Here is an 11,068-nt window from a genome sequence, read left to right on the forward strand (position 1 = left end):
CTGCAGTCCCGGTTTAACGAAAGTCGGTGTCTCCGGCCATTAGCCACCAGCGGCCGCTGATCTGTGCCGGGGAGTGGATGTCTGGGCGGGTAAAGGCGACATTGTAGATGTCTAGCGGGGTGGTCTGCGGCGGGGTTTGGGTGTGCATGAAATGGGTGGCGAAGGGTTCGCTGATCCAGCTGTATAGTTGCGTGTGTCCCTGGCGTTCCGCCCATTCACAGGCCGCGTTGAGCAGCGCGGGGATGTGTGTCAGCGGGGCGAGGATGTCTAGCAATTCCAGGCGCTGATCGGGATGCTGGCGCACGACCAGAAGGCCCAGCGGGCGGTGTCTGAGGCGTGGATATACCGCCAGTAGTTCATAGCGGCGTTGCGGGTGTTGCAGATAGCGATAGCGCAGCCAGTCGGCATCGCGCACCCCGACAATGGCATGGCACAGATCTGCGGCCATGGCTTCCCAAAGGCGGGTGGCGTGGCGCGTCAGATCCGTGGCAGACAGGCTGCGAACATCCTGCACACGCAGGCGTCGGGGTAGACTTTGTGCCAGTACCGGCCAGCGTACTTCAAGCAGCCGCCGCTCGGGGATAAATAGCCCCAGGCGCTCGCCCAGGGTGAGATGGCGGGCGGTTGGAAAGCCAAAGCCCAGCAGGTGTTGCTTGCCTGCTCCCAGCGCTGTGTGCAGCAGGTGATCGGCTGCCAGAAACATCGGCCCGCGTCGCGTCAATACACCGCGCATCTTGGGTCTGACCAGTACATCCACCGGCTGACAGGCCAAGGTCGGCTGCCCCAGAAACAAGACCGCACGACTTAAAGCGCCATAATGTGCCACCGGCCCCTCTGCCGAGCAGGTGAATAGCCCGTGTCCGCGCCCTTGGGCATATTTCCAGCGCCAGGTCGCTTCTTCCATGTGAGCCCCGAAGGTTTCTGTGAATAAGGTGGCAAAGGTGGCATAGTCTGAGGGTTTGACGGCTTCCACCCACCAGCGAGGCGCGCTCATGACGCCTGCCGGGGTTAGCGCCTGGGAATGTAAATCCATGCTGCCATGATCGCAAGGGGCGAAAACCGCTGAGGTTTTGCCAAAACGGCCGCGGAAAATGCCCGGTTTTTCTTGCCAGCGACACCGAGACGGTGTCGCCACGGACCTAAGACCGATTACTCAACAATGCTGATGGCCTCGGCGGGGCAGTCCTTGACCGCTGTGGTGCAGCTGGCCTCGGCTTTTTCCGGTACCACGTCAACAATGACTTTGGCGACATGGTTATCATGATCCATCACAAAAACCTCGGGGGAGAGGTCTGCACAAATCCCACAGCCGGCACAGTCGATCGCACTAATCGCAACTTTCATTCATAACCTCATAATAATTTGATATTGATTTGATGTGTGGCGGACGCCTCTTGCGTTCGCTTTTTTTAAGCGACACCGGGAGGGTGTCGCCACAGGCTTACAGCACTGCACGCGGATAAGAACCGAGCACCCGCACCAGTTCGGCTTCGTGGCGCAGGCTGTTGAGCGCTTTTTGTACGCGGGCCTCGTCTTGATGGCCTTCGCAATCAATAAAGAAGACATATTCCCAATTGGCGCGGCGGGAGGGCCGCGATTCCAGTCGGGTCATGCTGATGCCGTTGTGAGCCAGTGGGGCGAGCAGGTCATATAACAAACCTGGGCGGTTGGGACTGGAGATCAGTAAGGAGGTTTTATCCTGCCCGGAGGATGGAAACTGGGTGGCGCCGATGATCAAAAAGCGTGTGGTGTTTTCCGGATGATCTTCAATATTGCGACGCTGCATCTGCAGGCCATAAAGCTCTGCCGCCGTTTCGCCGGCAATCGCCCCGGTGCCCGGCTCGGTGGCTGCACGCCGGGCGGCCTCGGCATTGCTGCTGCAGGTCATGCGCTCGGCCTGGGACAGGTTGGCATCCAGCCATTCGCGGCATTGCGCCAGGGATTGCTGGTGGGAGTAGATGCGCTTGATCTGGCGCAGATCGGTTTCGTTGCTCAACAGGTGGTGATGAATACGCAGCTGCACCTCGCCGCAGATTTTCAGCGGTGAAAGCATGAACATATCCAGGGTATGCGTCACCATGCCCTCGGTGGAGTTTTCAATCGGCACCACGCCATAATGCGCGCTGCCGGATTCCACCTCGCGGAATACCTCATCAATGGCACTGAGTGCCTGGGTTTTGACCGAGTGTCCGAAGTGTTTGAGCGCGGCGGCCTGGGTAAAGGTGCCCTCCGGCCCGAGAAAGGCAATCAGCAAGGGCTTTTCCAGCGCCAGACAGGCGGACATGATTTCCCGAAACAGGCGGGTCATCTCTTCGCTGGGCAAGGGGCCAGGATTTTGGCTTTGTATGCGGCGCAATACCTGGGCCTCACGCTCCGGGCGGTAAAAATCTGCCTGCGGGTCCTGGGCCCGCTTGATGGTAGCAACCGCCTGCGCACACTGTGCCCGCTCACTGATTAACTGCATGATGGAATCATCAATGGCGTCAATTCGTGTGCGAATGGCACTCAGCTCATCACCCTGGCTCATCAGACTCAACCTTTGCTCTGCACGTTAAAGCACACGCACCTTCAACACCCCGTCAATGCGGGCGATGTTGTCGGCGGTTTCGCTGTCAATTTCGGATTCCACATCCATCAGGCTGTAGGCCAGCTCGCCACGGGATTCATTCACCAGATGCACGATATTGACCCCGGCCTTACCCAGTACATGCGAGATTTGCCCCACCATATCCGGGACGTTACGATTGATCACCGCAATGCGTGCGCGTCCGGCCCGCGTAAGTTCCACGTTAGGCAGATTTACGGAGTTGCGCAGATTGCCATTTTCCAGATAATCACGCACCTGATCTGCCACCATGATGGCGCAGTTGTCTTCAGCCTCGGTGGTGGAGGCGCCCAGATGCGGCAGGGCGATGACTTTGGGGTGTTGTTTGACGGCCTCGGTCGGGAAGTCGCTGACATAGCTGTGCAGGCGCCCGGTTTCCAGCGCTGCCAGTACCGCCTGCTCATCGACCACCCGATCGCGGGCAAAATTTAAAACCACCGAGCCCGGACGCATCAGACCGATGCGTTCGGCATTGAGCAGGTGACGGGTGTGCTCATTGAGCGGTACATGGAAGCTGACCATATCGCTGTGTCTTAATAATTCATCCACCGACAGCGCCTGTTGCACCTGGGCCGATAAACGCCAGGCACTTTGTACGGTGATTTTCGGATCAAAGCCGATCACCTTCATGCCCAGGCCCACCGCAGCATTGGCCACCTGCACACCGATCGCTCCCAGCCCGACCACGCCCAGGGTACGTCCCGGCAGCTCAAAACCGGCAAAGCGTTTTTTGCCTGCCTCAACCTGTTTTTCCAGGGCCTCGCCAGTGGCATCCAGAGAGCGGGTGTAGTCCCAGGCGGCGCACAGATTGCGTGCCGCCAGCAGCATTCCGGCAATCACCAGCTCCTTGACTGCATTGGCGTTGGCGCCGGGGGCATTGAACACCGCCACACCAAACTCACCCAGACGATCCACCGGGATATTGTTGACTCCGGCTCCGGCCCGCCCTACCGCCTTAAGGGTCGGGGAAACCGGCATGTCATGCATATTGTAGGAGCGTAGCAGAATGGCATCCGGCTGCTTGATCTCTGAGGCGATCTCGTAGTGGTCGCGGGGCAGACGATCCAGCCCCTTGGGCGAGATGTTATTCAGCGTCAGTATTTTGTACATGATGGTGGATATCCTGGGTTAGAGATGGGACCGCGCCGCGTTCGCTGCACAGCGTACTTAAACGGCATAGCGGCGGCTACGCAGTCCCAAGGCATTAGCCGTGGGTACGTTCAAATTCCGCCATGAAGGCAATCAAGGCATCCACACCGGCCTCGGGCAGGGCGTTATAGATGCTGGCGCGCATCCCGCCGACCGAGCGATGCCCTTTGAGCGCCACCAAACCGGCCTGCTTGGCCTGGCTTAAAAATTCGCCATCCAGCTCAGGATTGGCTAGGGTAAAGGGGATGTTCATCCACGAGCGGCCATCCAGGCGCACCGGATTGTGATAAAACCCAGAGCCATCAATCGCGGCATAGAGTTTTGCGGCTTTGCGCTGGTTGATCTGCCCCATCGCTTCCAGCCCACCCTGGGCTTTGAGCCATTTAAACACCAGCCCGGCCAGATACCAGGAATAGGTCGGCGGGGTGTTATACATGGAGTCGTTTTCGGCCTGCACCTGATAATTCAGGAAGGTGGGCGTGGCCGGGAGTGCCTGACCCAGCAAATCCTCGCGCACAATCACCACCGCAAGCCCAGCCGGCCCGATGTTTTTCTGTGCCCCGGCATAGATCAGGCCAAAGCGGGACACATCCAGCGGACGCGATAAAATGGTCGAGGACATATCCGCCACCAAGGGCACCGCCCCGGTTTCGGGAATCCAGTGAAATTCCAACCCGCCGATGGTTTCATTGGGGGTGTAGTGCAGATAGGCGGCATTCGGGTCACACTGCCAACTGGCCTGTTCGGGAATGTGGTGGAATTGATCGGCCTCGCTGCTGGCCACCACATTGACCTTGGCAAATTTTTTCGCCTCGCTGATGGCCTTTTTCGACCACGCGCCGGTGTTTACATAATCCGCTCCTTCGCGCCCACGCAGCAGATTCAGCGGAATGGCGGCAAACTGGCCCGTCGCTCCGCCCTGTAAAAACAATACTTTATAATTACTCGGTATGTTAAGCAGATCGCGCAAATCCTGCTCAGCGGCCTCAGCCACGGCCATAAATTCCTTGCCGCGATGGCTCATTTCCATAATCGAACAGCCGGTACCGGCAAAATCCAGCATCTCCTCACGCGCCGTTTCCAAGACCGCTTCAGGCAAAATGGCCGGGCCTGCGCTGAAATTAAACACTCGTTTGCTTGTCACTGTAAAAGCACTCCGTCATGCCTAGGTTGTTATTTTAAAAAATCACCGGCCTGCGCCGCGGCAGACAGGCAGGCGGTTTAGCGCAAGCACCAAACCGCCGAAAGCCTTGCGTTTTTAGGCCGCGCTGGTGAGCGGCGCTTCCCATGCTCAAGGTGCATCGGCCACCGCATCATCGGGCGCTGCGTCAGTGGGCGCTTCTGGCTCGGCCCCTTCGTCATCGCCGTTGAGATTATCAATCCGCGCCAATTCCACCAAACGCTCGCCAGCGCTGAGGCGAATCAGACGCACCCCTTGGGTATTGCGGCTGATCACTGAAATATCCGCCACCGGGGTGCGTACCAGCGTCCCGGCGTCGGTAATCAGCATCATCTCATCATCCTGATTGACCAGCGTAGCCCCGACCACCGGCCCATTACGCTCACTGGGCTTGATGGCAATCACGCCCTGGGTACCGCGCCCTTTGCAGGGGAATTCCTCAACGGGTGTGCGCTTGCCATAGCCGTTGGCGGTGGCGATTAACACCGTCCCCTCGGCCACCGTCAGCAAGGAAATCACCTTATCCTGGGGCTGCATCCGCACCCCGCGCACCCCGGTCGCCGTGCGTCCCATCGCCCGCACCTCGCCTTCGCTAAAGCGCACCGCCTTGCCCGCTGAGGTCAGCAGCATGATATCGCGCTGGCCATCGGTGAGCTGCACATCCACCAGTTGATCCTCATCGCGCAGATCAACGGCAATGATGCCGTTGCTGCGCGGGCGCGAAAATTCAACCAGGGGGGTTTTTTTCACGGTGCCTTTTTGGGTGGCCATGAATACGAACAAGTCTTCGCTGTAGGTGCGCACCGGCAAAATGGCATTAACGCGCTCGCCGTCTTCCAGCGGCAACAGATTAACAATCGGTTTGCCGCGTGCCGTGCGCGAACCTTGCGGCAATTCATACACCTTCAGCCAGTAAGCCTTGCCGCGACTGGAAAAGCATAAAATCGTGTCGTGGGTATTGGTAACCACCAGCCGGTCAATGAAATCCTCGTCGCGCACGGTGGTTGCCGACTTGCCGCGTCCACCCCGGCGCTGCGCCCGGTAATCGGTCAAGGGCTGATACTTGGCATACCCGGCATGGGAGAGCGTGACCACCACATCTTCCTCGGTGATCAGATCTTCCAGTTGCAGGGCATGTTGACTGGCAACGATCTCGGTGCGGCGGACATCGCCAAACTGCGCACGGATGGCCTCCAGCTCTTCACGGATCACCGCCAGCAAGCGCGGCGGATGCTCCAAAATCTCCAGCAGATCACGAATGCGCTCCAGCAGTTCCTGATATTCGCCGATGACCTTATCCTGCTCAAGCCCGGTCAGACGATGCAGGCGCAAATCCAAAATCGCCTGCGCTTGGGCCTCGGACAGATAATAGCTGCTGTCATGCAGCCCAAGCCCTGCGTCTAAACCTTCAGGACGCGAGGCATAAGCCCCGGCCCGCGCCAGCAAGTCGGTGACCACCCCAGGTCGCCAGCCCTGCGCCAGCAAAGCCTCACGCGCCTGCGCCGGACCTGTGGCCTGCTTGATCAAGGCAATGACCGCATCAATATTGGCCAACGCCACCGCCAGCCCTTCCAGCAGATGCGCCCGTTCGCGGGATTTGCGCAAGGTATACACCGTGCGCCGCGTCACCACCTCACGGCGATGGCGCAAAAAAGCCTCCAGGCATTGCTTGAGATTCAAGGTGCGCGGCTGCCCATCAAGCAGCGCCACCATATTGATCCCAAAAACATTCTGCATCTGCGTATGCTGATACAGATTATTCAGCACCACATCGGCCAGCTCACCGCGCTTAAGCTCAATATAAATGCGCATGCCGTCTTTATCGGATTCATCGCGCAGCTCCGAGATCCCTTCCAGCTTTTTATCCTTGACCAGTTCAGCAATTTTTTCCTGCAGACGGGCCTTATTGACCTGATAGGGCAGCTCCGTGACGATAATCGCCTGTCTGCCGGTTTTATCCTGGGTTTCTATATGGGTGCGGGCACGCACATAAATACGCCCGCGTCCGCTGTGATAGGCATCATGAATCCCCTGGGCGCCGTTAATGATGCCCGCCGTGGGAAAATCCGGCCCCGGCAGGTGTGCCATCAATTCGGCAATACTGAGCTCCGGCTGATCAATCAGGGCAATGCAGGCGCTAATGACCTCGTTGAGATTATGCGGGGGGATATTGGTCGCCATACCCACCGCAATGCCGGTGGAACCATTGACCAAGAGATTGGGCACCCGCGTGGGCAAGACGCTGGGCTCAGATTCGCTGCCGTCATAGTTATCGACAAAATCAACGGTCTCCTTGTCAATATCGGCCAAAAGCTCATGGGCAATGCGCGCCATACGGGCCTCGGTATAACGCATCGCTGCCGGGGAATCGCCATCCACCGAGCCAAAGTTACCCTGCCCATCGACCAGCATATAACGCATGGAAAAGGGCTGGGCCATGCGCACCAGGGTGTCATACACCGCCGTATCGCCGTGGGGATGGTATTTACCGATACAGTCACCGACAATGCGCGCCGATTTTTTATAGGCCTTGTTCCAGTCATTGCCCAGATCATGCATCGCAAACAACACCCGCCGATGCACCGGCTTTAAACCATCACGCGCATCGGGCAGGGCCCGCCCGATGATCACACTCATCGCATAGTCCAGATAGGACTGGCGCATTTCGTCTTCTAGATTGACGGGAAAGATTTCTTCGGCAAATTGAGCCATTCAGGTGAAGTATCTTGTTTTAGGGTTTGGTAAGGCGCAAAGCCAAGCTGCACAGCGCGGTATGACATCATTCTACCACATTGCACGCCAGCCCGCGCCTAAGCATGACATACCTGATTGCGGCCCTGGTGTTTAGCCGCGTACATGGCTTGATCGGCCTGGCGAAAGAGGGTGGTGCTGTCCTGGGCATGGTCGGGATACAGCGCAAGGCCGATGCTGCATGACAGGTGCAGCTGCAAATCTTCATAGGCGATGGGCAGCTCCAATTGCTGGCGGATTTTTTCGGCAGTGAGACAGGCATCCGTAAGGCGGTTGACCTGATGCAGCAGGATGACAAACTCATCGCCGCCGATGCGCCCGACGGTATCCGCCTGGCGCAGGGTGTTTTGCATCCGCCGGGCAACCACTTGCAGCACCACATCGCCCACCGCATGACCGTGGGTGTCGTTGATGGGCTTGAAGCGATCCAGATCGACAAACATCAAGGCGACACGCTTTTGCTGACGTTTAGCGAGATTGAGCGCATATTCAAGCCGCTCGGTAAAGAAGCTGCGGTTAGGGAGTCCGGTCAGGGCATCGTGGCTGGCGATGTGGTTAAGCTGTGCTTCCATCTGTTTGCGGGCGCTGATGTCACGGGCAATACCTTGCAGGCCAATGGTTTGTCCCTGAGGGTCAAAACGCGGCGAGGCATTGGCTAAAAGCCAGCACCACTGGCCGTCTTGGTGTCTAACGCGGTACTCAATACCGCCTTGCTTTTGTCCGGTACGCAATACCCGCTGTAAAAACGCTATACAACGTGGCAGATCCTCGGGATGTATAAAGCGGTCGATATGCTGACCCATGACCTCGCCGGTATCATGCCCCAGCATTTCAGTCCAGTTTGGCGAGACATAGGTGAGTACGCCATCGGGTGTGACGGAAAATATAATGTCATTGGCATTTTCGACAAAGGCACGAAAGGTTGCCTCACTGTCTTTGAGCGCCGCTTCCAGGGCCTTGCGTTGGGTGACATCCTGGGCGTAGCCGGTCCAGATCGTGCTGCCATCGGCTTGTGGCTGCGGGCTGTCGTTGGCCTCGATCCACAGACTATGCCCATCACGATGCTGCATGCGAAACATCCCATGCCAGGTGTGCAAGGTGTCTGCGGTGGCCAGTCCTTCTTTAAGCACCTGCTCGCGCTGCGTCGCATCAATGGCGACAATCAGCTGTTTAATATCCGCCATCACCTGCGCCGGGCTGATGCCCAGCAGGCGCTGCACCCCTTCGCTGATATATTGGCAATGCAACTGTCCACGGGTATCCAGTTGCATCTGATAGACAAAGCCTGGGATATTGTGGGTGATATTTTCCAGCCGACGTTGATAGGTGAAGCGTTCGGTCATATCACGCGCCACCCCCAGAATCATGCCCACGGCCCCTTGCGGATCAGCTACCGGATTGAGCACGATCATGCTGATACGCTCGGCATCGCCCACAGGCTGTGTCTCTTCATAGCTCACCGGGCGTTGTTGCTTCACACAGCGCTGACAATAGGTACGCAGGCTGGCCGCCTGACGGGGTGTTAAAACGGCCTGCAGGGGCTGTCTGTTGATTTCATGTGCGGCCTTGCCCAGACTCTGGGCATAGGTGACATTGCAGGCCAGGTAGCGAAATGCCTGCCCCTGGTCATCCACCTGCAACAAAAAAATGGCATCGGAAACGCTGCTAAACAGGCTTTGATAGAGGGTTTGGGTGCGGCGCTCATCCATAAAGGCGCGGTGCAGGCGGTAAGCCACCAGGCCCGCCAAGAGATTAAAGATCAGCCAGAATAGCGTCAGTCCTGCCGTATACTGACGCCAGACGGCAAGTTCTTCGTCCAGCTGGACCCCGGCAGCAATCAATAGATCAAAGTCCTCAATGGGTTTAAACGCCACCATGCGCTGGCCACCGTCCAGCGCCTGCGGGATTTTTTGCGTCACGAGGGTGTGCAAGGGCAGCAGGTTGTGTAGCAGCGCAGAGAGATCGGTGCCAATCTCAACCGGTCGTGTGGGCGCCCTGGCAATCAGCTTGCCGTTTTGGTGAATCAGCGCCACCGACAGATGCTCACCGCGTAACAAAGCCTGGAGATGATCTTGCCACGCCTGGATATGAATAATCGCCACGCCCACCCCCAGCAAAGTGCCGCACTCATCGCGTACCGGACGCGACAGACCGAAAAACCAGGCATTATCGTAGACCAATGAGATCTGCGGCGGCGTGACGAAGGCCCGATAGGTGCGGTTTTCGAGATGATGCCGGTAATAGTCGCGCATCCGTACATCCGGCATCGGTCGGTTCCCTGACCAGTTCACAATCTGCCCCTGAGCATCCAAAATCAGCAGCTCCATGATCATGGGATTAGTATCCTTGCGCTGCTTGAGGATCTCGCGGATCAGATCCCGTTCGTCCACGGCGTGCGTGTTGGCAAAAAAACGCTGCCCGGCCTCCTGAATCAGGCGATCCAGATCTACCAGCAAAGCCTGCGTCAACAGCACATGCGTATGCGCCGTTTCCAGCGCGGTCATCTCGGCCTGGCTATGAATCTGGCGGTAATGGCTGCGGCTGCTGTACACCGCAAACAGGGCCGTAAACAGCAACAGCATCAGCCAGATCACATAAGGCCGCCGCAGGGCATGAAAAAGACGTGGTATCCAGGAAAACAGCATCGGTGGTGAGATCCTTCACGCAAAAAATAAACTTTTGATATTATTCTTGTCTCTTTATCTTTGAATGCTAAACAGGCACAACACATCGTCAATGCTTAGGGAAGCTCTGAATAACTCCGCATTTTTGCGATAATTCACTCATCAGTCAATCAATCGGTATTTGCCCCATGGATCAGATGAGCTTTGCTGACATTGAATCCCAGAATAAGAAGCGCAAGACGCGACGTGAGCTGTTCCTTGAGCGAATGGACAGACACATTCCCTGGTCTGTGCTGGTCAAGAAGCTCAAGGCGCATGACTCCAAGGGGCGCGTTGGCCGTCCTCCATATCCCTTGGAGATGATGCTCCGGATTCATTGCATGCAGCGGTTCTACAACCTCAGTGATCCGGGGATGGAAGACGCGCTCTACGAAATCGAGAGCCTGCGCCGATTTGCAGGTCTGCGCCTTGGTGAGCGGATCCCCGATGAAACACCCATCCTCAACGTTCGCCATTTTCTGGAGGAGGACCCGCGTGGTGAGAAGTTGTTTAAGGAAATCAACGCCTCCCTTGGCGATCATGATCTGAGAGGCTGTTTGGAAATTAATCGCGTAATGGCTTAACCTACGATTTTTTCTAGGAAGTGGCCCACATGCCCCAGAAATGCAGCAAGAAGATTCGACAAAAAACGCTACCCGAGTCACCTCAGCGACGGCGCCTGGAAGGCGATCAAGCCGCTGTTGCCGGGCGCCCCGGTCG

At 57.5% G+C, this 11,068-nt stretch carries 8 protein-coding genes; 1 reads left to right on the forward strand and 7 read right to left on the reverse strand.

Annotated features, from left to right (window positions below; all coding sequences use genetic code 11):
* Positions 1–13: 13 nt before the first annotated feature.
* From THISIDRAFT_RS11245 to THISIDRAFT_RS11275, 7 genes are all read right to left on the reverse strand, one after another.
* Positions 14–1,033 carry a GNAT family protein gene (locus tag THISIDRAFT_RS11245; protein ID WP_006786488.1) on the reverse strand — a complete coding sequence of 340 codons (1,020 nt, stop codon included), beginning with the start codon at positions 1,031–1,033 and terminating at the stop codon, positions 14–16.
* A gap of 116 nt (positions 1,034–1,149) precedes the next feature.
* The gene (locus tag THISIDRAFT_RS11250; RefSeq protein ID WP_006786487.1) at positions 1,150–1,344 is read right to left on the reverse strand and encodes a ferredoxin; all 195 of its coding nucleotides are present in this window, start codon (positions 1,342–1,344) and stop codon (positions 1,150–1,152) included.
* Positions 1,345–1,441: 97 nt separating this feature from the next.
* Positions 1,442–2,527 carry a prephenate dehydratase gene (gene pheA / locus THISIDRAFT_RS11255; RefSeq protein ID WP_006786486.1) on the reverse strand — a complete coding sequence of 362 codons (1,086 nt, stop codon included), beginning with the start codon at positions 2,525–2,527 and terminating at the stop codon, positions 1,442–1,444.
* Positions 2,528–2,551: 24 nt separating this feature from the next.
* A complete protein-coding gene (locus THISIDRAFT_RS11260) occupies positions 2,552–3,715 on the reverse strand; it encodes a phosphoglycerate dehydrogenase (RefSeq protein WP_006786485.1) in 1,164 nt (387 codons plus the stop codon).
* Between the two features lie 94 nt (positions 3,716–3,809).
* A complete protein-coding gene (serC, locus tag THISIDRAFT_RS11265; protein WP_006786484.1) occupies positions 3,810–4,898 on the reverse strand; it encodes a 3-phosphoserine/phosphohydroxythreonine transaminase in 1,089 nt (362 codons plus the stop codon).
* Positions 4,899–5,045: 147 nt separating this feature from the next.
* Positions 5,046–7,646, reverse strand: coding sequence for a DNA gyrase subunit A (gene gyrA / locus THISIDRAFT_RS11270; RefSeq protein WP_006786483.1), 2,601 nt, complete (start codon positions 7,644–7,646; stop codon positions 5,046–5,048).
* Positions 7,647–7,744: 98 nt separating this feature from the next.
* Positions 7,745–10,330: a diguanylate cyclase domain-containing protein gene (locus tag THISIDRAFT_RS11275; protein WP_006786482.1), complete on the reverse strand. Its 2,586-nt coding sequence runs from the start codon at positions 10,328–10,330 to the stop codon at positions 7,745–7,747.
* Positions 10,331–10,497: 167 nt separating this feature from the next.
* Here THISIDRAFT_RS11275 and THISIDRAFT_RS11280 point away from each other — a divergent pair, with 167 nt between their 5' ends.
* The gene (locus THISIDRAFT_RS11280) at positions 10,498–10,932 is read left to right on the forward strand and encodes an IS5/IS1182 family transposase (protein ID WP_006788154.1); all 435 of its coding nucleotides are present in this window, start codon (positions 10,498–10,500) and stop codon (positions 10,930–10,932) included.
* The last annotated feature ends 136 nt before the right edge of the window (positions 10,933–11,068 follow it).

Source organism: Thiorhodospira sibirica ATCC 700588 (genome assembly GCF_000227725.2).
GTDB lineage: Bacteria > Pseudomonadota > Gammaproteobacteria > Ectothiorhodospirales > Ectothiorhodospiraceae > Thiorhodospira > Thiorhodospira sibirica.

Coding starts and splice junctions, on each gene's coding strand:
- THISIDRAFT_RS11280 (WP_006788154.1), top strand. CDS start 10,498: ATGGATCAGATGAGCTTTGCTGACATTGAATCCCAGAATAAGAAGCGC.
- THISIDRAFT_RS11245 (WP_006786488.1), bottom strand. CDS start 1,033: ATGGATTTACATTCCCAGGCGCTAACCCCGGCAGGCGTCATGAGCGCG.
- THISIDRAFT_RS11260 (WP_006786485.1), bottom strand. CDS start 3,715: ATGTACAAAATACTGACGCTGAATAACATCTCGCCCAAGGGGCTGGAT.
- THISIDRAFT_RS11275 (WP_006786482.1), bottom strand. CDS start 10,330: ATGCTGTTTTCCTGGATACCACGTCTTTTTCATGCCCTGCGGCGGCCT.
- pheA (WP_006786486.1), bottom strand. CDS start 2,527: ATGAGCCAGGGTGATGAGCTGAGTGCCATTCGCACACGAATTGACGCC.
- gyrA (WP_006786483.1), bottom strand. CDS start 7,646: ATGGCTCAATTTGCCGAAGAAATCTTTCCCGTCAATCTAGAAGACGAA.
- THISIDRAFT_RS11250 (WP_006786487.1), bottom strand. CDS start 1,344: ATGAAAGTTGCGATTAGTGCGATCGACTGTGCCGGCTGTGGGATTTGT.